At 48.4% G+C, this 25,130-nt stretch carries 24 protein-coding genes; 19 read left to right on the plus strand and 5 right to left on the minus strand.

What is annotated here, in order from left to right; genetic code table 11:
* Nucleotides 1–58: 58 nt before the first annotated feature.
* The 5 genes from T497_RS0113510 to T497_RS0113530 all read left to right on the plus strand — a co-directional run bounded on the left by T497_RS0113510 (nucleotide 59) and on the right by T497_RS0113530 (nucleotide 1,940).
* Nucleotides 59–517 carry a hypothetical protein gene (locus T497_RS0113510; RefSeq protein WP_028516073.1) on the plus strand — a complete coding sequence of 153 codons (459 nt, stop codon included), beginning with the start codon at nucleotides 59–61 and terminating at the stop codon, nucleotides 515–517.
* 195 nt (nucleotides 518–712) lie between these two features.
* Entirely contained in the window at nucleotides 713–835 is a 123-nt protein-coding gene (locus T497_RS18970) for a hypothetical protein (RefSeq protein ID WP_278244746.1), read from the plus strand.
* A complete protein-coding gene (locus T497_RS0113520; protein WP_028516074.1) occupies nucleotides 825–1,031 on the plus strand; it encodes a helix-turn-helix transcriptional regulator in 207 nt (68 codons plus the stop codon). Before T497_RS18970 ends, T497_RS0113520 begins: the two co-directional genes overlap by 11 nt.
* 11 nt (nucleotides 1,032–1,042) lie before the next feature.
* A complete protein-coding gene (locus tag T497_RS0113525) occupies nucleotides 1,043–1,468 on the plus strand; it encodes a hypothetical protein (RefSeq protein WP_028516075.1) in 426 nt (141 codons plus the stop codon).
* 28 nt (nucleotides 1,469–1,496) lie between these two features.
* Nucleotides 1,497–1,940 (plus strand): hypothetical protein, encoded by a 444-nt coding sequence (locus tag T497_RS0113530; RefSeq protein WP_028516076.1) that lies wholly within the window; start codon nucleotides 1,497–1,499, stop codon nucleotides 1,938–1,940.
* A gap of 120 nt (nucleotides 1,941–2,060) precedes the next feature.
* On the opposite strand, the gene nifJ is transcribed toward T497_RS0113530, so the two are convergent.
* Nucleotides 2,061–5,588: a pyruvate:ferredoxin (flavodoxin) oxidoreductase gene (gene nifJ / locus T497_RS0113535; RefSeq protein WP_028516077.1), complete on the minus strand. Its 3,528-nt coding sequence runs from the start codon at nucleotides 5,586–5,588 to the stop codon at nucleotides 2,061–2,063.
* A gap of 754 nt (nucleotides 5,589–6,342) precedes the next feature.
* Between nifJ and T497_RS0113540 the strand changes: the two genes are divergently transcribed.
* Together T497_RS0113540 and T497_RS0113545 are read left to right on the plus strand one after the other, a co-directional pair.
* Nucleotides 6,343–6,780: a SpoVA/SpoVAEb family sporulation membrane protein gene (locus tag T497_RS0113540; protein ID WP_028516078.1), complete on the plus strand. Its 438-nt coding sequence runs from the start codon at nucleotides 6,343–6,345 to the stop codon at nucleotides 6,778–6,780.
* Between the two features lie 95 nt (nucleotides 6,781–6,875).
* The gene (locus T497_RS0113545) at nucleotides 6,876–7,154 is read left to right on the plus strand and encodes a sporulation transcriptional regulator SpoIIID (protein WP_347491744.1); all 279 of its coding nucleotides are present in this window, start codon (nucleotides 6,876–6,878) and stop codon (nucleotides 7,152–7,154) included.
* Nucleotides 7,155–7,409: 255 nt separating this feature from the next.
* Here T497_RS0113545 and T497_RS0113550 read toward each other — a convergent pair whose 3' ends face one another.
* From T497_RS0113550 to T497_RS0113565, 4 genes are read right to left on the minus strand one after another with little or no spacing between them, the layout of a single operon-like run.
* On the minus strand, nucleotides 7,410–8,783 hold the full coding sequence (locus T497_RS0113550; protein WP_028516080.1) for a DUF4340 domain-containing protein: 1,374 nt from the start codon (nucleotides 8,781–8,783) through the stop codon (nucleotides 7,410–7,412).
* Entirely contained in the window at nucleotides 8,783–10,330 is a 1,548-nt protein-coding gene (locus T497_RS0113555) for a Gldg family protein (protein WP_028516081.1), read from the minus strand. The genes T497_RS0113550 and T497_RS0113555 overlap by 1 nt, the downstream gene beginning before the upstream one ends.
* 6 nt (nucleotides 10,331–10,336) lie before the next feature.
* A complete protein-coding gene (locus tag T497_RS0113560; protein ID WP_028516082.1) occupies nucleotides 10,337–11,086 on the minus strand; it encodes an ABC transporter permease in 750 nt (249 codons plus the stop codon).
* 2 nt (nucleotides 11,087–11,088) lie between these two features.
* Nucleotides 11,089–12,129, minus strand: coding sequence for an ABC transporter ATP-binding protein (locus tag T497_RS0113565; RefSeq protein ID WP_028516083.1), 1,041 nt, complete (start codon nucleotides 12,127–12,129; stop codon nucleotides 11,089–11,091).
* Between the two features lie 581 nt (nucleotides 12,130–12,710).
* Here T497_RS0113565 and T497_RS16960 point away from each other — a divergent pair.
* The 12 genes from T497_RS16960 to T497_RS0113625 all read left to right on the plus strand — a co-directional run bounded on the left by T497_RS16960 (nucleotide 12,711) and on the right by T497_RS0113625 (nucleotide 25,116).
* Nucleotides 12,711–15,272: a glycoside hydrolase family 48 protein gene (locus T497_RS16960; RefSeq protein WP_051530684.1), complete on the plus strand. Its 2,562-nt coding sequence runs from the start codon at nucleotides 12,711–12,713 to the stop codon at nucleotides 15,270–15,272.
* Between the two features lie 177 nt (nucleotides 15,273–15,449).
* Nucleotides 15,450–16,328 (plus strand): YicC/YloC family endoribonuclease, encoded by an 879-nt coding sequence (locus tag T497_RS0113575; protein ID WP_028516084.1) that lies wholly within the window; start codon nucleotides 15,450–15,452, stop codon nucleotides 16,326–16,328.
* Between the two features lie 3 nt (nucleotides 16,329–16,331).
* A complete protein-coding gene (locus T497_RS0113580) occupies nucleotides 16,332–16,589 on the plus strand; it encodes a DUF370 domain-containing protein (RefSeq protein WP_024861623.1) in 258 nt (85 codons plus the stop codon).
* Nucleotides 16,582–17,187 (plus strand): guanylate kinase, encoded by a 606-nt coding sequence (gene gmk / locus T497_RS0113585; protein WP_028516085.1) that lies wholly within the window; start codon nucleotides 16,582–16,584, stop codon nucleotides 17,185–17,187. The genes T497_RS0113580 and gmk overlap by 8 nt, the downstream gene beginning before the upstream one ends.
* Nucleotides 17,180–17,389, plus strand: coding sequence for a DNA-directed RNA polymerase subunit omega (gene rpoZ, locus T497_RS0113590; RefSeq protein ID WP_028516086.1), 210 nt, complete (start codon nucleotides 17,180–17,182; stop codon nucleotides 17,387–17,389). The genes gmk and rpoZ overlap by 8 nt, the downstream gene beginning before the upstream one ends.
* Complete coding sequence (priA, locus tag T497_RS0113595) at nucleotides 17,350–19,839, plus strand: replication restart helicase PriA (RefSeq protein WP_242840021.1); 2,490 nt, start codon at nucleotides 17,350–17,352, stop codon at nucleotides 19,837–19,839. Before rpoZ ends, priA begins: the two co-directional genes overlap by 40 nt.
* Nucleotides 19,840–19,857: 18 nt before the next feature.
* Nucleotides 19,858–20,328 carry a peptide deformylase gene (gene def / locus T497_RS0113600; protein ID WP_028516088.1) on the plus strand — a complete coding sequence of 157 codons (471 nt, stop codon included), beginning with the start codon at nucleotides 19,858–19,860 and terminating at the stop codon, nucleotides 20,326–20,328.
* A complete protein-coding gene (gene fmt / locus T497_RS0113605) occupies nucleotides 20,325–21,254 on the plus strand; it encodes a methionyl-tRNA formyltransferase (protein WP_028516089.1) in 930 nt (309 codons plus the stop codon). The genes def and fmt overlap by 4 nt, the downstream gene beginning before the upstream one ends.
* A gap of 12 nt (nucleotides 21,255–21,266) precedes the next feature.
* The gene (locus T497_RS0113610) at nucleotides 21,267–22,034 is read left to right on the plus strand and encodes a zinc metallopeptidase (protein ID WP_080693388.1); all 768 of its coding nucleotides are present in this window, start codon (nucleotides 21,267–21,269) and stop codon (nucleotides 22,032–22,034) included.
* Nucleotides 22,034–23,326, plus strand: a complete 1,293-nt coding sequence (gene rsmB, locus T497_RS0113615) for a 16S rRNA (cytosine(967)-C(5))-methyltransferase RsmB (protein ID WP_028516091.1) — start codon at nucleotides 22,034–22,036, stop codon at nucleotides 23,324–23,326. Before T497_RS0113610 ends, rsmB begins: the two co-directional genes overlap by 1 nt.
* A gap of 9 nt (nucleotides 23,327–23,335) precedes the next feature.
* Nucleotides 23,336–24,394: a 23S rRNA (adenine(2503)-C(2))-methyltransferase RlmN gene (gene rlmN / locus T497_RS16965; RefSeq protein ID WP_037325220.1), complete on the plus strand. Its 1,059-nt coding sequence runs from the start codon at nucleotides 23,336–23,338 to the stop codon at nucleotides 24,392–24,394.
* The gene (locus T497_RS0113625; RefSeq protein ID WP_028516092.1) at nucleotides 24,391–25,116 is read left to right on the plus strand and encodes a Stp1/IreP family PP2C-type Ser/Thr phosphatase; all 726 of its coding nucleotides are present in this window, start codon (nucleotides 24,391–24,393) and stop codon (nucleotides 25,114–25,116) included. The genes rlmN and T497_RS0113625 overlap by 4 nt, the downstream gene beginning before the upstream one ends.
* Nucleotides 25,117–25,130 lie beyond the last annotated feature (14 nt).

Below are 25,130 nucleotides of genomic sequence, written 5' to 3' on the forward strand. Positions count from 1 at the left end.
GCAGTCCGCGAATCAAAATGACACTATCCGCGTTCAAATCCCGAAAGGATCTGAGCTTATGAAAAAGTATGAAAAGTATTTACTGGGCATATTTGGCGGCTGTGCCGTATTATCCGCAGCGTTTCTGCTGTACAGGGTACTTGTGCTTGATAAGGGGCTGGGATTATTTGATAGTATTGATGTAGTCATGCCGTGGTTATTTGGCTTCGGAGCTCTTTTCGGCATAATTGCCGTTCTGGTCTCATGGCGGCTGAGAAAACGGGCAGAAGCAGGCAAAAAGCCCATATCAAAGCTCTATATGTGGAGCTTTATACTGTCATTTGTTCCCTTTGCGGCAATTCTGATACGTTCAGTGTTCCGCGGCGTTTCCGAGACTTTGCTTGAGGTCGTGATATGGTATGCAGTCATTATATTCGGACTGATTATTCCTGTTTTTCCGCTGATGATATTCTGGCAGGTGCTGTATATCGTCAAGAGGATACAGTATAAAGAGCAAATGAAAGTTGTTAGTGATTAGAGATTAGAAATTAGAAAGTAGTGTAGGGGACGTCGTTTCGGCGTCCGAAAAAAGAGCTTCACGTTTTATGACGTGGAGCTCTTTTATGTTAAAATATAAAAATATGTAAAGCTGACTTGACAGAAAATGTAAAGCGTGCTATACTATAATCACAGAAGAAGTAAAGTTTGCTTTACATCAAAAGGAGGAGCCATCATGATTGAAAATATACACGATTTCATAGAGGCGGCTTTGCCGTGGGTGACATTGGCTACAGCCATAGCAGTTTTCAGCGTTTGCAGAGACAGGGCTGAAAAGGAGAATAAACATGAAGAATAAAATACAGGAGCTGCGGAAAGCCCGAAAGGTCACACAGCAGGAGCTTGCCGACGCCCTCAGCGTCACGCGGCAGACTATAATATCACTGGAAAACGGAAAATACAATGCGTCCCTCACTCTCGCCCACAAGGCGGCGCAGTTCTTCGGCGTTACTATCGAGGAGCTGTTCATATTCGAGGGAGAGGAGAACCTTTAAGGAGGATAATTATGGAAAAGTTTAAAAAACAACTTGTTACAAGTAACTTCATTTACTGGCTTTTTATAGTTCTTTCGATAATAGGAGCAGTTCTTGTCGTTGTATTTAGTCCGAATCATCGTGACGGCAATGGTACAGTCGGATTTTTTGCTGCTATGATAGCTATTTCGGTGATTAATATACACAGAAACAGGAAAGCGCTCAAGAACGAAAAGCTATTGAAAGAAATGTACATCAACAGCGTTGACGAAAGAAAAAAACAGATTCTGCTCCAAGCATCAAAAACCTCATTCTTTATTATTCTTGCAAGTATGCTGATAGCTTCTATTGTGTTCAGATTCATCAGCATGACAGTAAGCATTGTTCTTACCTGCTGTATGATGTTTATTCTTATCGTTTATTTTGCGGTTACGGCTTATTACAATAAGAAGATGTGAATACCGAGTATTTATAAGGAGGATAATTATGGAAGAATATAGGAAAAAATTAAAGAAGAGATCTGTTTTATATCTGCTTGTACTTATCGTCTCTTTCGCAGGGATAGGAACATTTTTCGTATTTGGCAGGGTATTGTTCGGCATGGACGTTGAACTCAGACGAAGCTTCGGCGGTATATTCGGCATTTTGTTTCTTGCTTCGTTTGCAGGCATTTTAAGCAGCACAGTGACGCTCGGCGATGAAAATAAGCTTAAGAAAGAGTATATACGCAGCACCGACGAAAGGAACCTCGTTATCGAGGCAAGATCATCTAATGTGACTTTGAACATTGTAATGGCAGGTCTTTATATAGGATTCGTAATTATTACGCTTTTCTCCGACAACGGTGCGGGAAAAGTTTTGGGAATATGCTGTTACAGCACATGGCTTATAAAAAGTATTGTGAAGTCTTATTATAATAAGAAGATGTGAAACAAAAACTCCCCGATACCTGTTCGTATCGGGGAGTGATTTTTATATTCGTATGTGCACGTTAGTTTTCAAGCGGAAATATTCCGTTTAATCAATCTTCAACGAAGAGCGTCACGCTGCTTACTTCTCAGCGAGCTTTGTGAGGTACTCGTAACGATTAGCAGCAGTCTTCTCAGCCTTCGCGAAGAGCTCCTTAGCACGGTCTGGGAATGAACGTGTGAGTGCGCTGTAACGAGCCTCGTTCATGATGAAGTCCTGATATGACTCTGTTGGAGCCTTGGAATCGAGCTGGAATGGGTTCTTGCCCTCAGCAGCGAGACGAGGATCGTAACGGAAGTTGTTCCAGTAACCGCACTTAACAGCCTTCTCCATCTCAGCCTGACAGTTAGTCATACCGCCCTTGATAGAGTGCATCTCACAAGGTGCATAGCCGATGATGAGTGATGGGCCCGGATAAGCCTCAGCTTCCTTGATTGCCTTGAGTGTCTGGTTCATATCAGCACCCATAGCGATCTGTGCAACATAGATGTAGCCGTAGCTCATAGCGATATCAGCAAGACGCTTCTTAGCGATTGCCTTACCAGCTGCTGCGAACTGTGCAACCTGACCAATGTTAGAGGACTTGGAAGCCTGTCCGCCTGTATTTGAGTAAACCTCAGTATCGAATACCATGATGTTTACATCTTCACCTGTAGCGAGAACGTGGTCGAGACCGCCGAATCCGATATCATAAGCCCAACCGTCGCCGCCGAAGATCCATACGGACTTCTTGGAGAGGTAGTTCTTGTTCTCAAGGATATCAGCCTTCTTATCGCACTTGCAGTCGCACTTCTCGAGCTCAGCAACGAGTGCAGCTGTTGCAGCTGTATTCTTAGCACCGTCGTTTACTGTTGCGAGATACTCATCAGCAGCAGCCTTGATCTCAGCAGATGCCTTGTCGCTTGCAGCGATTTCCTTTACTTCCTCGATGAGTCTCTCACGGATAGCCTTCTGACCGAGATACATACCGAGACCGTGCTCAGCGTTGTCCTCGAACAGTGAGTTTGCCCATGCAGGACCGTGGCCGTTTGCATCAACAGTGTATGGTGATGTAGCAGCAGGACCGCCCCAGATCGAAGAACATCCTGTTGCGTTGGAGATGTACATTCTTGAACCGAAGAGCTGAGTGATGAGTCTTGCATAAGAAGTCTCAGCACAGCCTGCGCATGAACCTGAGAATTCGAGGAGCGGCTTCTTGTACTGGCTGGAGATAACAGTAGCGTCAGTTGCTACATCTGTCTTCTCTGTAACCTTAGCAACACAGTAATCGAATACTGCCTGCTGTGGCTCCTGTGACTCTCTTGGAACCATCTTGAGTGACTTAGTTGGGCAGACACCGATACATACGCCGCATCCCATACAGTCCATAGCGGAAACAGCGAGAGTGTACTTGTACTCGCTCTTTACGATCGGCTTAGGAGCGATCTTGATGTTCTCAGGAGCAGCAGCAACCTCAGCGTCTGTCAGAGCGAATGGACGGATAGTTGCGTGTGGGCAGACAAATGAACACTTGTTACACTTTGCACAAGTATCCTGATTCCACTCAGGAACCATAACAGCTACGCCGCGCTTCTCGTATGCGGAAGCACCCTGCTCGAATGTACCGTCAACGTGATCTGAGAATGCAGAAACAGGGAGAGTATCACCGAGCATCTTGCCTACAGGGTTCATGATGCCGTCAACCATCTTGACGAGCTTCTCTGGGCCCTCGAGCTTAGCAGGTGCGGAATTATCAACAGCATTTGCCCACTCAGCAGGAACATCTACCTTAACGTAAGCATTTGCGCCTGCGTCGATAGCCTTCTCGTTCATCTGAACGATCTCGATACCCTTCTTCATGAACTTCTGAGCCTTCTCCTTCATGTAGCCGATTGCCTCAGCCTCAGGAAGAACCTTTGAAAGTGAGAAGAATGCAGACTGGAGAATTGTATTTGTACGCTTGCCAAGACCGATCTCCTGTGCAAGGTCTATAGCGTTAACCAGATAGAGCTGGATATTGTTCTTTGCGATATACTGCTTTGTATCAGCTGTGAGGTGCTGATCGAGCTCCTCAGGCTTCCACTGGCAGTTGATAAGGAATACACCGCCGGGCTTTACATCGTTGACCATCTTGTAACCCTTGAGTATGTAGGAAGGATTGTGACAGGCAACAAAGTCAGCCTTGTTGATGTAGTAAGGGCTCTTGATTGGCTTATCGCCAAAACGGAGGTGTGAGATTGTGATACCGCCGGTCTTCTTTGAGTCATACTGGAAGTAAGCCTGAACGTACTTGTCAGTGTGGTCGCCGATGATCTTGATAGAGTCCTTGTTAGCGCCAACAGTACCGTCGCCGCCGAGTCCCCAGAACTTGCACTCGATCGTGCCTTCTGCTGCTGTGTTAGGAGCATCTTCCTCAGCAAGTGAGAGGTTTGTAACATCATCAACGATACCGAGTGTGAACTGTGGCTTAGGATCAGCCTTAGCGAGCTCAGCATATACAGCGAATACAGATGCAGGAGGAGTATCCTTTGAACCGAGACCGTAACGGCCGCCGATCACCTTGATACCTGTTCTGCCTGTAGCATTAAGAGCTGCAACAACATCGAGGTAGAGAGGCTCACCGAGAGAACCAGGCTCCTTTGTTCTGTCGAGTACAGCGATTGCCTTTGCAGATGCAGGGATTGCCTCAACGAGCTTCTCAGCAGAGAATGGACGGAACAGGCGAACCTTAACGATACCGACCTTCTCGCCCTTCTTGTTGAGGTAGTCGATAACTTCTTCAGCAACGTCGCAGATAGAACCCATTGCAACGATCACGCGCTCTGCATCAGCAGCACCGTAGTAGTTGAAGAGCTTGTAGTCTGTACCGAGCTTTTCGTTTACCTTGTTCATGTACTCCTCAACGATACCGGGAACAGCATTGTAGTAGGAGTTGCAAGCCTCACGGTGCTGGAAGAAGATATCTCCGTTTTCGTGAGAACCGCGCATTGTAGGATTCTCAGGATTAAGAGCACGTTCACGGAATGCCTTAACAGAATCCATATCGCACATTTCCTTGAGATCCTCGTAATCCCATACAGCGATCTTCTGGATCTCGTGTGATGTACGGAAACCGTCGAAGAAGTTGATGAAAGGAACACGGCTCTTGATGGAAGCGAGATGTGCAACAGCAGCAAGATCCATAACTTCCTGTGGGTTTGTCTCAGCGAGCATTGCGAAACCTGTCTGACGGCAAGCATAAACGTCAGAGTGGTCACCGAAGATGTTCAGTGCGTGAGAAGCAACGCAGCGAGCAGAAACGTGGAATACGCAAGGAAGCAGCTCACCTGCGATCTTGTACATATTCGGGATCATGAGGAGAAGTCCCTGAGAAGCAGTATAGGTTGTGGTAAGAGCACCAGCGTTCAGAGAACCGTGAACAGTACCTGCTGCACCGGCTTCGGACTGCATCTCCTCAACCTTAACGGTAGTGCCGAAAATGTTCTTGACACCCTGAGCGGACCACTGATCAACATAGTCTGCCATTGGGCTGGAAGGTGTGATCGGGTAGATACCGGCAACTTCCGTGAAGGCATAAGAAACATATGCAGCGGCATTATTACCGTCCATTGTTTTCATTTTTCTTGTGATTGCCATAGGAATGACCTCCTAAATATTATAATAATTAGGTTATAGAAGTGGTTAGCGAATGATAACGTAAACCACATATAACTACTGTGAAATATTATACCACATATCGAGATTTTTGTAAACACTTTTTTTGCGGAATTGTTAGAAAAATATCAGGGATGTTTTTGGAGAATTTACCTATATTTAGGGAAATAGGCGGCATATGCAGCGACGGAGGTCCGAAAAGATATACAGCTGTCAGCATTTTTGAAAGGATTCTTATGAAATATGCGATAGAAAGAACGGCAAAAGTTGTGCATATTGACAAAAGTTGGTGATTTTACTTGACGGAAAGTCAGAAATAAGGTATAATAACTACAGTGTTAAATAATCTTTAATTATTAACACTCGTTTTGTTGTCTCCTTTCTTTTGTTCTACACATATTTATTTTTATCTGTTTATCTAAGACAAGCAGGGCTTTATGCCCTGCATTTTTTTTGGCAGCGTGACGCTGCACCCTTGCCACGTTGACGCTCGCAAGCTCGCTCACTCTTATCAATGCCGATAATCGTACATCGCTTACGGCACAAAAAAATATGTAAGGGCTGCCTTTAGGCTGCTCCCCTTAACGGAAAAAGCGGGCTACCGAGCCGTAAAGTAACGGCTCATATTTGGTAACCTGCGATTCCGCCAAAGGGGGCTCCCCTTGGCAGTCCGTTTTTTATGCATATTTTTCATAAAGCCGCAGATAATACCGTAAAAGGAGCTGATATTATGAAAATAACCCCTGAGCTTTACGGTGATATGACACGGCAGGCTTCTCCCAAATCAAATTATAAGGTGAATATCACGACTGCATTTTTAGTCGGCGGAGCTATCTGTGCTCTCGGGCAGATAATACTCGCTGTGCTGGAAGGATACGGTCTTGACCGTACGGAAGCAGGTACATGGACTTCTATAATACTTGTCGGATTAAGTGCAGTCTGCACGGGCTTCGGCTGGTATTCAAAGCTTGCAAAGCACGCAGGCGCAGGAACTCTCGTGCCGATAACGGGCTTCTCAAATGCTATTAGCTCGTCAGCCATAGAAGCGCGTTCCGAGGGGCTCGTTCTCGGTGTCGGAGCAAAGATATTCACGATAGCAGGACCTGTTATACTGTTCGGCTGTTCTGCTGCCACGGTTTACGGATTGATATATTATTTCGTAAAATAAGCGGAGGACGACCATTGACCGTCCCTACAGCTGAATGCTGATAATAATCACCTTTTTCATAACATATACATTAATAAATGTTATGAAAAGAGGTGATGAGCTTGAAGCTCCAGCAAGAGGGGCGGGCGGTCATGCTTGGGAGATTTATTACCGAGAACAAGACCACGGTCCGTGCCGCGGCAAATCATTTCGGTATCTCGAAAAGCACCGTACATAAGGACGTCAGTGAGCGGCTTCGTACCGAAGATCCCGAGCTGTATGCCCGTGTAAAGGATATACTTGAAATTAACAAGCAGGAGCGCCATATCCGCGGCGGCCTTGCAACTAAGCGGAAGTACGCGGCAATAGCACACCGCAAAAGACCATATAAGTAAAAAAAAACAGCACCAAATGCGAAAAAGCCGTAAATAAGCTTTAAGCTTCTTTACGGCCTTTTCTGAAATAATAAAGAATAGGGAATAAATAAGAAATAAAAATCATGTTGTCCGCTTCACGGACATATTAAAAATAATATCGCCGAAAGGCGATACCAATATTATTCTTTATTCATTATTCTTTCTTCTTTATTATTTTAGAGGGCGTGATAAATTTCTTTATCACGCCCTTGCTAATGGTGCTGGTTTTTTACTTTATTCAAGTCCTGCAAGCTTCTGGAACTTTATGAAGAATTCGCTCAGTGAATTTCTTCCTTTGAGCATTGATTCGTCAACGTAAGCTCCTGTATATTTGCCGTTGCGGAATACGTAATAGCTTGTATCCTCGCCTTTGACAAGCTCCATCTTTAAGGTGCCGCCCTCGTCAAGCTTGAATTCTGCTGTGAGTTCCGGCTCCTTGAGCTGGGGCTTTGCCTTTATGTCCATGCCTGTATACTTGTAAATGGACATTGAATTGAAGAAGTTGTCAAATGCAACGTAATTCTCGTTGGTATTGAGATCAACTTCCTTGCCGTTCACGGTGCACTTGTTATTCTCCATATCAAGCTCTGCGCTGATATCTATATTGCCGTATTTCAGCTTTAAGCTCTCTGTGCTGTAGTTCCTTGCGGCGATGTAATTCTGCGATATGAAGTCATAGGGGAGAAGCTGTGTGAAGTGCATATCCTGTGTATAGTACTTTTCCACCTGCTCGCCGTCGATAAGCACATAGCAGTATTTTGGATCTTTCTCGTCGACGCTTACAAGGATCTTTCGCTCTGTGCCGTCAAGTCCCTTTACAACTGCTTCGCCGTAGGGCTTGTCAAAGCCATACTTGGTGAGGTCGTCAAGCTTTTCGTCCATCATGTCCTCGGCTTCGAGGCGGACTATGTTATTGAACTCTGCTGTTACCTTAGTCTGGTCGAGCTCCACCTCGGAATACTCGCTCGGGAGCGACCATTTCTGGCTTTTCTCGTCATAAGTGAGGTCGCAGAGGACTTCGCCGTCCTTATAGGTGGTGACCTCCTTTAAGTCATAAAGCGTATAGGGCAGGAGCTCCTTGTTCTTGATAAGGAGCCTGTCAAGCTTGAGCACGCTTCCCTGCATAGCCTCGACAGCATAGACATTGTTTCTGCCGTCAACGGTGATGTAGTAGTAATTGCCTGTAGGGCTCATATCTCCTATGCGGAGAGTGTGAGTGCCCTTTGGCTCGGTTATCTCAAGGATATCCGGCTCGTCAAGACCGTACATCTTGAGCTTTTCGTCGGTTATCTCGCCGTAGTTTTCAGCGGCTTCAAGCGTTGATGTGTAGGTGCATATGAGCTGGCAGTAGGTCTGGTCAACGGCAAATTCGCCCGAATCCAGAGTCCACAGGTCGCCGTCGTGCTTGCAGACATAGCTCTCGCCGCCCTTTGAAAAGGTCAGCTGTGTGACTGCGTCGCCGTTAAAGCTGAGAAGTGCGTTTTCGGCTATCACTTCCTGTGCCTGCTGATTTTCTTTATCCTTTTTGTTCTTTACGGCAAAGAAAGCTCCCACGGAGCCGCCTGCCGCGATAACTAAAGCGATAAGTGCTATAATTGGTTTTTTCATCAGGAATTTCTCCTTTTAAGCCATACTGCAAGACCGATGACTGCGATGACAACAGGCAGGATAAACAGTGAGGCTATTGTCTTTGTAGCGTCGTCTGAGCCCTTGAATGACATATAGTCGTAGGCGTTTATCTTGTTGCCTACGCCGAACTGTATCTCGCTGTCGTAGAGCCATGTGTTGCTGAATATCATCAGCATTCTTGTACCGCTGGTGCTTGCCGCCTTTACCTTGTCGGCAGGTATATCCACTGTAGGAGTACATCTTACCGTGTCGATAGGAGCTGTAGTGCCGATGACTATAAGCTTTCCGCCTGATTTTTTGTTGAATGAATAGTAGCCGAAGTCGAGAGAAATGCCGCTGAGCTTTTCGTTTGCTTCCTTGGCGGTTATATCGTCGCCGCCCATTGCCTTGCTGACTGTTGTGTATGAGCCTTCAAGACCTGTTGTGTTCTTGATTATGGAAGAACGCTCGATATAGGAAGCTCCCGGGAATGAGTCATCTGGTATCTCTGTAAGGCTTCTCGGATAGGAGATGCCTGCGGAGAATGAGCCGTTGCTGATGAGCATATTAAGGTCTGTGGTAAGGTCCTGAGTGAAATCAGTGTTTACCTGTGAGCCTGCGGGATACTCGACGCGGAGATAATTCTCGTTCTGGTTCTGGTCGGGATCGTCAAGCATATTTGCAGGAGTTGTCTCGGTGACGATGTTGTAGTCGAGGACAAGTCCGAACTCCTCCATTATCTTCTCGATGTTGGTAAAGCGTCCCTCTGTGTCGCAGGGATCGAGGAGGAATGACATTGCGCCGCCGTTGTTGGAATATTCAAGGAGAAGGTCCTTTTCCTTGTCTGTGATATCCTGAGTAGGACCTGCAAGGTAGATTATCTTTGCGTTGTCGGGAACTGCGCCCTCCTTGCCCAGGTCAAGCTCCTGCACGTCGTAGTTGTTTGTTTTGAGAAGAGCAGAGAACTCTGCAAGGTTGGTCTCGATAGACTTCTCGCCGTGACCCGTGAGGAAGTAAACTGTAGGCAGGGAACCGCTTGAACAGGTCTTGATAGCGGCTGCGAGGAGCTCCTCGCCTGCGTACTGCTTGGTGTCGTCAGCACCTGTCTGGAACACTTTGTTTCTGCTTATTTTTTTGATAACGCCGTTTGCCTTTACGAAGGTATCGCCCTTTTCGATGCCCAGCAAGCCCTCGGGATCCAGTTCCTTTGAAAGAGTTACGTTCTCGTCGGGGAGGAAGCAGGTGAGGGTGATGTTGTCGCGCTGCTCCAGCTGCTTCAGTGTGTGGTAAAGAGGCAGGAACTCGGAGTTGTCCGAGCGCTTGAATTCTTCAAGGTCGTAGAGACAGTAGATGTCAATATGCTTGTCGGCAGTCTCGTCAAGGAGCTGTACTGTCTTTTCGTTGAGTGTGTATTTGCCTGACGGCGTCATATCGAAGCCCTTGTCGTAGTAGCTTACGATAAGATTTATGGGTATGAATATTATCAGTACAAGGAGCGCTGTTACGAGAGCCACAGTGCCCGAAAGATTCATTTTTTTCTTTTTCATTGCAGCTTACCCCCTGTTCCAGCGTCTTTTCTCTATGGCGATGTATGTCCATACGAGAAGCACGATTATTGCCGATGCGAAGAAGGTAAGGTCCGAAAGACGGACAAAGCCCTCGGAGAAGTATGCAAATCTTGGCTGAGCCGCAAATGCGTAGAGAACTGACTGTGCCTTTGGAAACTGTGACATGAAGCCTGAGTTTGCAAAGTCGTCGATGAAGAGGAGCATGAACATAACGACTTCGCCGATGATAGCTGCAAGAATGGAGCTTTCGGTAAGTGCGGATATGAGCATCCCCAGCGCTATGTACATGAGTCCCCAGCAGAAAATGCCGATATATGCGCATATGAGCTGGCTGATTACTACCTCGCCCTTGATGGCTGTGATGATAGGGAAGATAAGAGTTCCTGCTATCATAAAGAGGTATACGGTAACGTTTGCAAGGAACTTTGCGATGACTATCTTAGCTACGCTGACAGGAGAGGTCATGAGCAGAACCTCTGTGCCGTTCTTGCGCTCGTCTGCGAATGTCCTCATGGTGAGGATAGGCAGCAGGAATATGAAGTAAAGTATTACCGAATAGAACATCTCGGTAAATGAGAATGGCATCATGTTGGCGCTGACGGAGGTGTTTTTGCCGAGGTCGCTTATCATGTTTGCCATAGGAAGTGCGAAAAGCAGCAGGAAAAGAGCTGCTATAGCATATGCGAAAGGAGTGTAGAAGAAGGATTGCAGCTCCTTTTTATAAATAGGAAACATTGTTATTCTTCCTCCTTTTCTTCTGAGTTTTCATCGGACTCGCCCTCTGCTTCGCCCGACTCGTCGGGAGTCTCTTCAAGGAGCTCTTCAAGTCCCGACTTCTTGACAGGACGGTTTATGAGCTCGATGAATACGCTTTCGAGGTTTGGCTTGTCCGCATATATTTCGAGAATGCTTACGCCGTTCTTGATGCATTCAGCCATGATAGCGTCTCTTGCGGTATCGAAGTCGCCCTCGAGCTGGACTGTGAATGCGTAAATGCTGCTGCCCTCGTCGTCAATGGCGGTTATCTCCTTGACGCCCTTTGTCATCTCGATAACAGAAGCAGCCTTTGTTCTGTCGCCCTTGACCTTGATGTGGAGAGTGAGAGAAGCCGAAACGGATCTTTCGAGATTCTCGATAGTGTCGATAGCTCTGATATCGCCCTTGTTGATGATGACAACGCGGTCACATACTGCGCTTACCTCGCTGAGGATATGGGAGCTGAAAATTACAGAGTGCTCCTTTTTCAGGTCCTTGATGATAGCGCGGACCTCTGCTACCTGATTGGGATCGAGACCGACTGTAGGCTCGTCGAGGATAAGGAACTTGGGGTTGCCGAGAAGTGCCTGCGCAAAGCCAGCGCGCTGCTTGTAGCCCTTTGAAAGGTTGCGTATGAGCTTGCCCTCAACGTCCTTGACCTTGAGAAGCTTCATAACGCGCTCTATCTCGTCCTTTCTCTCGCCTCTGGGGACCTGTTTCAGACCTGCGCAGAAGGAGAGGTACTCCTTTACCTTCATATCGGGATACACGGGAGGTATCTCGGGGAGGTAGCCGATGTTCTTTTTGGCTTTAAGGGGCTCTTTGGTTATGTCAGCGCCGTAGATGCTGACAGTTCCGTCGGACATGGGCAGATAGCCTGCTATCATGTTCATGGTTGTCGATTTGCCCGCTCCGTTGGGACCGAGGAAACCGAGGATCTCATTATCGTTTATTGTAAAGCTTATATGATTTACAGCACGGTTGCTGCCGTAATACTTGGTAAGATTTTCAATAGTGATCATGAGGCGCTCCTTTCTGATCTTAAAAATCAAATGTTTAATATAAAATAGTATACTATAGTGCAGTATAGCATACTGCTTTATTATTGCAGAATAATATTAACGTGAGATTAACAGAATATGAATAAAATGTTAATTCCGGTGACATTGGTCAAAGACTTTGCATGGTGCGGACACATAACCGCAAGTATATATTATAGCCGAAGTGTGTGGATTTTGTGAGAGATTATTGAGTTTGAGATGAATGTTTTGACTTTAAGTTTGTGTGCGGAATTTGTTCATAAAGTGTTAATAAATCAGGAAAAGCTTGGATTTTTCGGGTGGACAAAATGTACAAAAATGGATTTGCTATTGTGTGCATTGCAACAAAAATGACTTGGGCAGATTGGTAAAACAACCTAAACTGTTGACACAAAGTTAAAGGTGGGCTATAATTATCTTGAAAATAGTTTGAGAATTGTGTGTAGTCTGCGTGAAAATACACACAGTGTACGAAGTATTTTCGTATGCGCTCCCCGAAACATAGCTTTCAGGGGGCAATTAACCATTTTTTAAACCTATACTACAGAGAGGGGTAAAAAACAATGATAAGCAAAAAGAATAAGGCTCTCGCAGCAGGCATTCTTGCTGCTGCAATGTCTGCTTCAGCAGTAATGCCCGCTATGGCATCAGCTGCTCCTACAGCAGAGGCTGCAAAGTCTAACGGCTCTTACAAAGAGATGTTCTCATCACTTTATGATGACGTTATTACAAACGGTGTTCAGAACGGATATCTCAGCTCACAGACTAACGGTTCGGGCTTCGGAATCCCTTACCATTCAGTAGAGACCTTCATCGTTGAGGCTCCTGACTACGGTCACGAGACAACTTCTGAGGCTATGTCTTACATCGTTTGGATGGCAGCTATGCATGATGTTCTCGAAGGATCAGGCACAGCAAGCGATATCAAGAAGGCTTGGAACACAATGGAGGCTATGATCCCTGGCTGGTCAAAGGCTTCAGGCAGAACAGATGTTAAGTACGATACAATCTGGAAGCAGTCAAGACTCAAGGCTGATACAGCTGAAGAGTGCGACCTCCCAAGTGAGTATCCTTCAAAGCAGCCAGGCGTTGACGCTATCAACCCAATGTTCGATACATTCAAGTCTGCATACGGCAGCGATAACGGTTACTATCTCATGAACTGGCTCGCTGACGTTGATGACTGGTATGGTTTCGGCGGAAGCGGTAAGTTCACATTTATCAACACCTTCCAGAGAGGTGAGCAGGAGTCTTGTTTCGAGACTGTTCCGGCTCCTTGCCTTGAGGAACTCAAGTACGGTATGGACAGCCCGAGCGAGAGTGCCGGCAACGGTATCAAGGCTATCTTCAACGGTATCGGCAAGGTACCAAAGCAGTACTCATTCACAAACGCTCCTGACGCTGAGGATCGTGCTATCCAGGCTATCTACTTCGCTAACCAGAACGGCGTAGACTGCGGCGAGATCTCAGGTCTTGCAGGTAAGATGGGTGACCAGTGCCGTAACGATATGTTCGATAAGTACTACAAGGCTATCGCTAAGGATACAAAGCTCACATCTGAGTCAGCAGGCATGGATTCCAAGCACTATCTCATGGCTTGGTACACAGCTTGGGGCGGAGCTCTCGGCAACTATGACTGGGCTTGGCAGATCGGCTGCTCACACTCACATCAGTTCTATCAGAATCCTCTCGCTGCTTACGCTCTTCTCTATGATGAGGGCATCAACAGCGGTATGAAGGCTAAGGATGCTGACACAGACTATAAGGAGTCTCTCAAGCGTCAGATCGAAATGTATCAGTGGCTCCAGTCTAAGGACGGTCCTTTCGCTGGTGGTTGTACAAACAGCTGGAGAGGTCGTTATGAGACATATCCTTCAGGCCACGCTACATTCTATGAGATGGCTTACGTTCCACATCCTGTATACGCAGATCCTGGTTCAAACCACTGGATCGGTAACCAGGTATGGTCAACACAGCGTCTCTGCGAGCTCTATTACTATGTAACCAAGAATGGTGACAAGAGCGGTCAGACATACGGCGGCCTCAAGCTCGACGAGGCTCTTGACAAGCTCCTTGAGAGATGGATCAATTGGTTCGAGGAAAATACTCACTTCGACTATGTAGATGCAGAGGGCAATAAGTACAGCTATTGTATCCCTTCAACTCTTGACTGGGGTTCAAGCGATACAGACTATACTTGCACACCTGATACATGGACAGGTACATACAGCGAGAGTGCTAACCAGAAGCTCACCTGCAAGATCGGCGGCTATGGTCAGGGAGACGTTGGATGCGTATCCTCACTCTGTAATACACTTATCTACTACGCAAAGGCTAAGGGCGTAGATCCTAAGTACGCTTCTGAGGAAGGCACATCTGTTGCTGAAAAGGGTCTCTACCTTGCTAACAGACTCCTCTCTGCTCAGTATAATCAGGGTCGTGACGATATCGGTCTCACATTTACAGACAGCAACCCAAGCCTCAAGAGAGTATTCCACGAGGAAGTTTATATTCCTTCAGGATACAGCGGAACAATGCCTGACGGTTCTAAGCTCGAGAGCAACGCAACATTCTCATCTATCCGTAAGAACTACGAGAAGGATGAGATGTGGCAGAAGGCTCAGAAGTACGACAAGGGCGAAGGCGAGGATAACAACGGCGACGGAACAGTTGATATCAAGGACTTCCAGTTCCAGTATCACAGATTCTGGCACGCTGGTGACGCTATCGTTGCTTACGGTACAATGGCACTTCTCTATCCTGAGGTTAAGCCACTTCCTGATTCTGATGACGTTACAACAACTACAACAACTACAACAACAAGCACAACAACTACAAGCGTAACAACAACTACAACAGTAAGCAGCCCTGACGTTCAGGCTGAGCTCTGGGGCGATGCTAACTGCGACAGCGATGTTGATATGTCAGACGTAGTTCTCATCATGCAGAACCTTGCTAACCCGAACAAGTACGGTCTCAACGGTTCTGATGACAAGCACATCACAGCTAAGGGCCTTGCTAATGCAGACGTTGCTTCACATGGTGACGGCGTAACTGCTAACGATGCTCTCCGCATTCAGGAGTACCTCCTCAAGAAGGTTTCAACTCTTGATCCTACTAAGTAATTAGTATATTGTAATATTAAAGCTGCACGGCGAAAGCTGTGCAGCTTTTTTATGTCCGCAGGGGCTGAAATGGGCAATATTTTCAGAAAAACGCTTGCATTTTAACGGGAATAATGTTATAATATTAGAATAGCATATCTATGCGAAAAAATATATACAATGAAAGCAGGCGATAAGGTGCTTAGAAGTATGACAGGCTACGGAAGAGCGCAGCAGATACTTAACGGACGGGATATTCTCGTGGAGATTCGCTCCGTGAACCATAGATATTATGAGTATTCGTCAAGAGTTCCAAGAACTTACAGTTATATAGATGAAAAGCTGAAGGCTTTGCTGAAAACGGGTATCTCCCGCGGCAAGGTCGAGGTGGCGGTCACTATCAACAACATCGAGGGTAAGGACGCTGAGATAGCTATCAACAAGGGCGCTGCTCAGGGCTATGTGGACGCTCTCAGAGGTATTGCCGACGAGCTGGGCGTTGAGGACGATATCACGCTTTCAAAGCTCATGAAGCTCCCCGATATATTCAATATACAGAAAACTCCCGACGACGAGGAACAGGTCTGGGAGGACGTTTCCGCAGTTGCTTCCGAAGCTATACAGCGCTTCGTTGAAATGAGACAGGTCGAGGGTGAACGCCTGAAAGCCGACGTCACCGAAAAGGCTGAGGGTATCCTCAATATGGTTTCCAAGGTGGAGGAGCTTTCTCCAAAGACCGTTGAAAACTACAGAAACCGCCTTTACAAGAAGCTCAGCGAAGTCCTCGAGGGCAAGGACATAGACGACCAGAGAGTCCTCACGGAAGCCGCTGTTTTCGCTGAGAAGATAGCCGTGGACGAGGAGACTGTCCGCCTGAGGAGCCATATCGCACAGCTTGAATCAATGCTGGCAAGCGACGAGGCTGTAGGCAGAAAGCTGGACTTCATCGTTCAGGAGATGAACCGCGAGGTAAACACTATCGGTTCAAAGGCTCAGGACCTCAATATCACAAAGGTAGTCGTTGATATGAAGGCTGAGATAGAGAAGATACGCGAGCAGATACAGAATATAGAGTAAGCTATGAAACTGATAAATATTGGCTACGGAAATATGGTGTCGGCAGACAGGATAGTTACTATCGTAAGTCCCGAGTCTGCTCCCATAAAGCGCCTCGTTCAGGAGGCTCGCGACGACGGCAGAGCCGTTGACGCAACTTACGGACGCAAAACAAGAGCCGTTATGATAATGGACAGCGGTCATATTATCCTGTCCTCCCTCATTACGGATACTCTTGCGGCAAGAATAAACGGTTCGGGAGGTTCGGACGAAGATGAATAAAGGCAGACTTATAGTTTTTTCTGCGCCGTCAGGCTGCGGAAAGGGCACTATGCTGGAGGAGATACTCAAGGACAAGAGCTTTGCGATATCTGTTTCGGCTACTACAAGAGCTCCCCGTGAGGGCGAAAAGGACGGTGTGAATTATCACTTCCTTACCCGTGAGGACTTCGAGCAGAGAATTGCCGACGGCAAGTTCATCGAACACGCCGAGTACTGCCAGAACCTCTACGGCACTCTTTCCAGCGAGGTGGACGGCAGACTGGAGCAGGGACTCAACGTTATCCTCGAAATAGAGCCGCAGGGCGCTATGAAGATACGCGAAAAGCGTCCCGACGCGGTATTTATATTCGTTGTTCCGCCGTCGATAAACGAGCTCCGCCGCAGACTCAAAAAGCGCGGCACCGAGACCGACGAGGTCATCGAGGAGCGCGTTTCCAAGGCAGCTTGGGAGATATCTCAGGCTGAAAAGTATGATTACGTTATCGTCAATGACGCCCTTGAGGACGCTGTAAGCGACTTCTTCGCAGTTATCCGCGGAGAACAGCTGAAAGTGGACTACTCGGGAGATATTATAAATGAGGTGTTGAAAAATGCTTAGACCAGCAGTAAACCAGATAATCACAAAGAATGAGAGCTGTTATTCTCTCGTTATCGCAGTTGCAAAGCGTGCAAGACAGATCTCTGAGGAGCTCTATGAAAAGGGCGAGACTCTTGAGGAAAAGCCTGTTAAGACAGCTGTTGAGGAGCTTGCAAGCGGCAAGTGCAAGATAGTGAACACAGCTCCGACTATCAGCGAATAATGCCCCTTACAGCGGAGGTAGCAGTCAGCGGAACAGCCTATTCATTTGATATGCTGTTCAGCTATGCTGTACCCGAAAGGCTTGCGGCAAAAACTGCCTGCGGCTGTCGGGTGCTGGTACCCTTCGGAAAAGGAAATAAGCGCAGGATAGGCGTGGTGATGAAGCTCACCGAGGGCGATACAGCCCGTCTGAAGCCCCTTGTATCCCTTGTGGACGAGGAGCCTGTTGTCTCCGAGGAGCTTCTGCGGCTCGCTTTCTATCTCAGAGAGCAGACCTTCTGTACCTACTATGACGCGGTAAAGACCATGCTCCCACCTGCGATGAGCGTAAGCACTAAGGAAACGTTCAGGCTTGTTAAGAATTTCACGGGCGCTGGATCGCTGAGTCCTGCGGCGGCGGAATTGCTTGACAGACTTGCCTGTATTACGGACAATAAGGAACTGAACGCTGTTATTGAAGAGCATATTATCGAAAACGGCAGGCGGCTCCCCGACGAGCTCTGCGACGCAGGTGCCATGGACTCGGACAATGTGTTCAGACAGGCGGTCGGCGACGCGGCAGTGAGAATGGTGCGGCTTTCCGACAAGTACATGAGCGCTCCCGAGAGCTTTGACCTTACTCCGAAGCAGAAGCAGGTAGCGGAATTTCTCAGCGAGTACGGCTCTGCGGCGGTGCGTGAGGCGGCGTATATGTGCGGCGTTACGGAGTCCGTGGTGAAGCGGCTCTGCGCAGGCGGAGCGGCTGAGGAGTACGAAGCAGAGGTGCTGAGACGAGTTGAGGGTGACGCTGAGGAGAAGAGACGTCCCGAGGACATTGTTCTTTCTCCCGAGCAGCAGAGAGCTCACGACGCGGTGCTGGCACAGCTTCATGAGCGCAAGCCTGCGGTATTCCTGCTCCACGGCGTTACGGGAAGCGGCAAGACCTCGGTCTTTGAGAAGCTCATAGATGACACGGTGAAAATGGGACGGCAGGCAATGCTGCTCATTCCCGAGATAGGTCTTACGCCCCAGATACTCAAGCGTTTCCGCTCGCTTTTCGGCGAAAGAGTTGCCGTTATCCACAGCGGTCTCTCTCTCGGTCAGAGGCTTGACGAGTACAAGCGCATAAAGCGCGGCGACGCGGACATAGTAATAGGTACGCGAAGCGCTGTTTTTGCTCCGCTCAGTAATATCGGCATTATCATAATCGACGAGGAGGGTGAGCGTTCCTACAAATCGGACAGCTCCCCAAGATATACCACCCATGACATAGCCAAGCAGCGCTGTGCTTATCATAACTGCGCACTTCTGCTGGCTTCGGCAACTCCTTCTATCGAGAGCTACTACCTTGCCGAAAGGGGAGCGTACAGACTTCTCGAAATGAAGGAAAGGTACGGCAATGCGCCCCTTCCTGAGGTGAGTATCATTGATATGAACCTTGAGCGCGAGGCAGGCAACCGCACGGAATTCAGCCGCAAACTGGCTGAGGAGATAAGCGCAAACCTTAAAAACGGCGAGCAGTCCATACTGCTGCTGAACAGGCGCGGCTATCATACCATTATAAGCTGCTGCGACTGCTATCAGCCCGTGTACTGCCCGAATTGCTCGGTACCGCTGACATACCACAAGAAAAACGACAAGCTGATGTGCCACTACTGCGGCTACGTCAGTCCGCCTGTAGACACCTGCCCGTCCTGCGGCTCGAAACACCTGAAAAATATGGGCTTCGGCACGCAGAAGCTGGAGGAGGAGCTCTCAACGTTCTTTCCGTCCGCGCGTATCCTGCGCATGGACGCGGATACTACGTTCTCGCGGTATTCCTACGAGAAGAGCTTCACGGACTTCCGCGACGGCAGATACGACATAATGATAGGCACTCAGATGATAGGCAAGGGACTGGATTTTCCCAACGTTACGCTGGTTGGAGTCCTCTCAGTCGACAAGGCTCTGTATGCGGGAGATTTCCGAAGCTATGAGCGAACCTTTTCCCTTATCACTCAGGTGGTGGGGCGAGGCGGACGCGGTGAGCGCCGCGGACGCGCTATACTACAGACATTTATCCCCGAGCACTACATCATGAACCTTGCAGCCGCTCAGGACTACAAGGGCTTCTATAAAGAGGAAATAGCTATCCGCCGCGCGATGATATTTCCGCCCCTCTGCGATATGTGCATTTTCTGCTTTTCGGGAAATGAGGACATATCAGTAAGACTGGGCGCGGAGGCGGTGCTGCGGCTGATGAACGGGAAATTAAGGGAATTGCAGCCTAAAACTCCCGTGAGAGTCCTCGGACCTGTCCGCTGCTCATACGGCAGGATAAACGGCAAGTACCGCTACAGGATAATAATGAAATGCAAGAACAGCGCCGAAATGAGAGGCTTCATAAGAGAAGTTCTTACAGAGTCGGCAAAGCTGAAGGAAATGAAAGGCGTCGCCCTTTACGCCGATATTAACGGCGATGTGGGCGTATAATAGAAAAGGATAGATAATATGGCACTTAGAAGGATTTTAACAGATAAGGACGAAATGCTCCACAAGGTTTGCAAGCCTGTGGATAAGTTTGACGAGAAGCTTGCACAGCTTCTTGACGATATGCACGAGACACTCAACAAGGCTGAGGGCGTAGGTCTTGCGGCTCCCCAGATAGGCATATGCCGCAGGATATTCATCATGCACCTTGACGAGAACGACAGCATCGAGGCTATAAACCCCGAGGTAACAAAGAAAGAGGGCAAGCAGAGAGTGCAGGAGGGCTGCCTTTCCTGCCCGAATGTATGGGGCTATGTAACAAGACCTATGAGCTGTCACTTAAAGGCTCAGGACAGGAACGGCAACTGGTTCGAGCGCGATTTCACAGAGCTTGGCGCACAGTGCACCTGCCATGAGAACGACCACCTTGACGGTCATGTTTTCACAGAGATAGTTGAAGAATTCTTCGTACCCGAGGAGACTAAGCAATGAAAATAGTATTTATGGGAACTCCCGATTTTGCCGTGCCATGCCTGCGTACTCTCGCAGAGAGCAGCCATGAGACAGCGGCAGTGTTCACACAGCCCGACAAGCCAAAGGGCAGAGGATACAAGCTTATCCCCACACCTGTAAAGGCTGCGGCTGAGGAATACGGGATACCCGTTTATCAGCCACTTTCACTGAGAAAGGGCGAGGACGCAGAGGAGTCCATGAGGATACTCCGCGGGATAGCTCCCGACCTCATAGTCGTAACGGCTTACGGACAGATACTCCCCAAGGAGATACTGGAGCTGCCGAAATACGGCTGTATCAATATCCACGCTTCGCTCCTGCCTAAGTACAGGGGAGCGGCTCCCATAAACTGGGTGCTCCTCAACGGCGAAAAGGAGACAGGCGTTACCTCTATGCAGATGAGCGAGGGACTTGACACAGGCGATATGCTCATAAAGAGAGCTACGGAAATAGGCGAGAATGAGACCTATGAGGAGCTCTATGCAAGGCTTTCCGCTATGGGCGGCGAAGTTCTTGCGGAGACTATAGAAGCTATCGGAAAGGGCTTGTTAAAGCCCGAGGTGCAGGACGACAGTCTGAGCTGTTATTCTCCTATGATACGCAAGGAGATGAGCGCTCTTGACTTCTCGAAGCCCGCGGCGGAGGTCCACAACACTATCCGCGGCGTTACGGGCTTTGCAATGCTGGAGGGCAAGCGCCTGAAAGTGTTCAGGTCGGAGATAGCACAGGGCAGCTTCGACGGTGCCGAAAACGGCGCAATTGTCGATACTGCAAGCTTTGCGGTCAAGTGCGGCGACGGAAAAGCCGTTATCTTCCGCGAGGTACAGCCCGAGGGCAAAAAGCGTATGAAAACAGAGGACTTTCTCAGAGGAAAGAAGCTCGTAAAGGGCGATATCCTCGGATAAGGAGGAATAGTTATGTATATCATGAATATGTTTATGGCACTGTCAAGATATTATCACTACTACGGAACAGGCTACGGCACACGCAGTACAAGCGACCATATCGGAATATATATCATTCTCTACGTTGCTATACTGGTAATACCGCTCATTGCGCAGATAAATGTATCTTCCACATTCAAGAAGTACAGCAAGATAGTCAATTCAAGAGGGCTTACCGCAGATCAGGTTGCAAGAATGATACTTGACGCAAACGGACTTCAGTATGTTCAGATACAGCACATCAAGGGCAAGCTCAGCGACCACTTTGATCCTAAGGCAAACGTGGTAAGACTTTCCGATTCAACATTCGGACAGCGCTCTGTAGCAGCTATCGGCGTTGCGGCTCACGAGTGCGGTCATGCCTGTCAGCACGCTGAGAGCTACGGTCCTATACTTCTCAGAAGCAAGCTGGTACCTGTTACCAATATCTGCTCACACCTCTGGTACATCGTTCTCCTGATAGGTGTCGCACTGAGCAGTCTCACTATCGGTACAGGTCTTATTTACCTTTCTATCGCTATGTTTGCGGCAGTTGTCATCTTCCAGACAGTTACTCTCCCTGTAGAGTTCGACGCAAGCAACAGAGCAATAAAGACTCTTGCAAACGACGGTATCCTTGAACCAAGCGAAGTTCCGCACGCAAGCAAGGTGCTCAAGGCAGCAGCTCTCACATATGTTGCAGGACTTCTTTCTTCGATACTCCAGCTGCTCAGACTTCTCCTTTCAGTCAGAAGAAGATAATGACAGATCCGCGATATCTTGCAGTAAAGCTTCTCGACAAGACCTTTTCAAGCGGCAGCTATTCAAACTTGCAGCTTGACAGCGGTCTCAAAGGCTCGGACCTTGACGACCGCGGCAGAAAGCTCTGCTCCGCGCTGTACTACGGAGTCATCGAGCGCAGGCTCACTCTTGACCATATGATCGGCGGTCTCAGCTCCCGCCCCATAGAGAAGCTTGACGGCATAATACTGAATATACTGCGCTGCGGCGTGTACCAGATAATGTACATGGACAGCGTTCCCGACAATGCGGCGGTAAACGAGAGCGTGGCTCTTGCAAAGAAGTTCCGCAAGACCAGCGCTTCGGGCATGGTCAATGCGGTACTCAGGAATTTTATCCGCGGCGGCAGGGAGCTGAAGCTCCCAAAGGACGGCGTAAAGGCTTTATCCGTGAAGTATTCTGCTCCTGTTGAGCTGGTAAAGAGCCTTGCGGACGACTACGGCAGAGAGGCGGCGGAGAATTTCCTTGCGGCTTCTCTTGAAAAAAATGTCACATATCTGCGTCTCAATCCGATTAGATGTACAGAGGAAGAATTTCTTTCTGCACTGGGCGGTATCAGAGCCGAAAAGCTCATGGACAACTGTTTCATGGCGGAGAGCGGCGACCTTACGGCAACAGAAGCCTTCAAAAAGGGCTGGTTCCACGTTCAGGGGCTTGCTTCGCAGCTGTGCTGCATGAGCCTTGCTCCCACGGAGCAGGACAGAGTCCTCGATATATGCGCTGCCCCCGGTGGAAAGACCTTCACTATGGCTGAGCTCATGGGCGGCAATGGCGAGATATACGCCTTTGACCTGCACGAAAAACGTGCGGAGCTCATACGCAAGGGTGCTGAGAGACTTGGTCTCACCAATATAAAGGCGGCGGCAGGGGACGCAACGAAGTTCAACCCCGAGCTGCCGAAATTCACGAAGATACTCTGTGATGTCCCGTGCTCGGGACTGGGAGTCATCGGCAGCAAGCCCGAGATAAAGTACAAGAACATCTCGGATTTTGCGGGACTCCCCGACATACAATATAAAATAGTGTGCAATGCGCTGAATTACCTTGGATCGGGCGGAACTTTAGTCTATTCCACCTGCACGGTGAGGAAAGCTGAGAACGAAGCGGTCTGCGAGAGACTTCTGCGCGACCATTCGGAGCTTGAAGCTGTGGAGCTACCCGAGCTCATGGGTGAAAAATTCGGCACTATGGCTACACTTATGCCGCCGAAATTCGGAAGCGGCTTCTTTATAGCAAAATTCAGAAAAAAGTAAGGTGATAAATTGGAAAAAGTAGATATTCTCAGTCTTGATCTGGACGAACTTACGGAAGCTCTCGTTGCTCTGGGAGAGAAGAAATTCCGCGCAAAGCAGATATTTCAGTGGCTTCACGTCAAAAGAGTCCTTGATTTCGACAAAATGTCTGATATATCTATCCAATTGCGCAGTACTTTGAAAGAAAAATTTTGTATAAATGGACTATTTATACAGAAAAAGCTTGAATCTGCTATAGATAATACGGTAAAATATCTTTATAGGCTTTCTGACGGCAATTTTGTGGAGACCGTCCTGATGGAGTACAGCTACGGATACAGTATCTGTGTGTCCACTCAGGTGGGGTGCAAAATGGGCTGTCGTTTTTGCGCGTCTGCGATAGCAGGCTACGTGAGAAGCCTTGCTCCCTCGGAGATACTCATGCAGATATATGAGGCTGAGAGGGACTCGGGCAAAAAGGTCTCGGGTGTGGTGCTCATGGGCATCGGCGAGCCCCTTGACAATTTCGACAACGTTATGAAGTTCCTCGCGCTGCTCTCCCATAAGGACGGCAACGATATGAGCCTTCGTCACGTATCGCTCTCTACCTGCGGTATAGTACCGCGTATATACGAGCTGGCTGATAAGAAGCTTCAGCTCACGCTCTGTATTTCGCTGCACTGTGCAGACAACGAGGGCAGAAGCGAGATAATGCCCGTAAATAAAAAATACAAGCTGTCAAGTCTTATGGAGGCTTGCAGATACTACATCGGCCAAACGGGACGCCGCGTCACCTTTGAGTACGCCGTCATCGACGATGTGAATAATTCCGCGGCGGACGCCGATAAGCTGGCAAAGCTGCTGCGGGGCATGAACTGCCATGTGAACCTTATTCCCGTTAATAAGGTAAGGGAACGAAATTATCGTACAGCCCGCTCGGGTGTTGCGGAATTCGCAAAGCAGCTGGGCAGGCGGGGGATAAACGCTACCGTGAGAAGAACTCTCGGCAGCGATATAGAAGCGGCGTGCGGTCAATTGCGGCGTGACGCTGCTGAGCAAAGTCAACAGAATGGGGGTGCGGATACTTGAGGTTTCGCTACGGCACGGATATCGGTCTGAAGCGCGAGGAAAACCAGGACGCGGTCAGATGCGAATACTTCGGCCATAATGTGCTCGCCGTCGTGTGCGACGGTATGGGCGGCGAACGAGCTGGAAAGGAAGCCAGCGAGCTCGCAATAGAAGAATTCTTCCAGCGTTTTTCGGCGGATTATAAGGAGAGCCTCAGCGATGAGGATATCCGCAAGCTCCTTATATCATCTGTATCGGCGGCAAATTCCGTGATATACACACGGGCGAGGTTCGATTTCAAGAACTTCGGCATGGGTACGACCTGTGTTGCTGCCTTTGTCACCAAGAAAACAGCCTTCATAGCCAATGTCGGCGACAGCAGAGCCTATCTCATCACCGACACAGGCCTCGTCAGGATAACCACTGATCATAACGTAGCCGCTGTGCTCTTTGAGCAGGGGAAGATAACCGAGGAGGAAATGGAGGTACACCCTCAGAAGCATATGCTCGTAAGAGCTGTCGGCGTGGATAAAACGGTGCTTACCGATACGTTCATGCTGGACTATGAGGATAAGATAAGTCTGCTGCTGTGCTCGGACGGCCTTTCGGGATATTGCAGTGATGATGAAATATACGACGTTATACTAAACTCTGATTTTGATGACGCCGCAGATCAACTTATAAAATTAGCTCTCACCAAGGGCGGCCGCGACAATGTAACAGTTGCGGTAATTTCTGACTAACGCAGGAGGAAAGG

Origin of the sequence: Ruminococcus flavefaciens MA2007 (assembly GCF_000621845.1) — a bacterium.
GTDB classification, from domain to species: Bacteria; Bacillota; Clostridia; order Oscillospirales; family Ruminococcaceae; genus Ruminococcus; species Ruminococcus flavefaciens_E.

Bases quoted from the DNA above. Each gene is read 5' to 3' on its own strand.
- rsmB (WP_028516091.1), top strand. From the start codon at position 22,034: ATGACAGATCCGCGATATCTTGCAGTAAAGCTTCTCGACAAGACCTTT.
- T497_RS0113550 (WP_028516080.1), bottom strand. From the start codon at position 8,783: ATGAAAAAACCAATTATAGCACTTATCGCTTTAGTTATCGCGGCAGGC.
- T497_RS0113540 (WP_028516078.1), top strand. From the start codon at position 6,343: ATGAAAATAACCCCTGAGCTTTACGGTGATATGACACGGCAGGCTTCT.
- T497_RS18970 (WP_278244746.1), top strand. From the start codon at position 713: ATGATTGAAAATATACACGATTTCATAGAGGCGGCTTTGCCGTGGGTG.
- T497_RS0113560 (WP_028516082.1), bottom strand. From the start codon at position 11,086: ATGTTTCCTATTTATAAAAAGGAGCTGCAATCCTTCTTCTACACTCCT.
- T497_RS0113530 (WP_028516076.1), top strand. From the start codon at position 1,497: ATGGAAGAATATAGGAAAAAATTAAAGAAGAGATCTGTTTTATATCTG.
- T497_RS0113580 (WP_024861623.1), top strand. From the start codon at position 16,332: ATGAAACTGATAAATATTGGCTACGGAAATATGGTGTCGGCAGACAGG.
- T497_RS0113610 (WP_080693388.1), top strand. From the start codon at position 21,267: ATGTATATCATGAATATGTTTATGGCACTGTCAAGATATTATCACTAC.
- T497_RS0113510 (WP_028516073.1), top strand. From the start codon at position 59: ATGAAAAAGTATGAAAAGTATTTACTGGGCATATTTGGCGGCTGTGCC.
- T497_RS0113520 (WP_028516074.1), top strand. From the start codon at position 825: ATGAAGAATAAAATACAGGAGCTGCGGAAAGCCCGAAAGGTCACACAG.
- rpoZ (WP_028516086.1), top strand. From the start codon at position 17,180: ATGCTTAGACCAGCAGTAAACCAGATAATCACAAAGAATGAGAGCTGT.
- def (WP_028516088.1), top strand. From the start codon at position 19,858: ATGGCACTTAGAAGGATTTTAACAGATAAGGACGAAATGCTCCACAAG.
- T497_RS0113525 (WP_028516075.1), top strand. From the start codon at position 1,043: ATGGAAAAGTTTAAAAAACAACTTGTTACAAGTAACTTCATTTACTGG.
- T497_RS0113545 (WP_347491744.1), top strand. From the start codon at position 6,876: ATGAGCTTGAAGCTCCAGCAAGAGGGGCGGGCGGTCATGCTTGGGAGA.
- gmk (WP_028516085.1), top strand. From the start codon at position 16,582: ATGAATAAAGGCAGACTTATAGTTTTTTCTGCGCCGTCAGGCTGCGGA.
- T497_RS0113555 (WP_028516081.1), bottom strand. From the start codon at position 10,330: ATGAAAAAGAAAAAAATGAATCTTTCGGGCACTGTGGCTCTCGTAACA.
- fmt (WP_028516089.1), top strand. From the start codon at position 20,325: ATGAAAATAGTATTTATGGGAACTCCCGATTTTGCCGTGCCATGCCTG.
- T497_RS0113565 (WP_028516083.1), bottom strand. From the start codon at position 12,129: ATGATCACTATTGAAAATCTTACCAAGTATTACGGCAGCAACCGTGCT.
- T497_RS16960 (WP_051530684.1), top strand. From the start codon at position 12,711: ATGATAAGCAAAAAGAATAAGGCTCTCGCAGCAGGCATTCTTGCTGCT.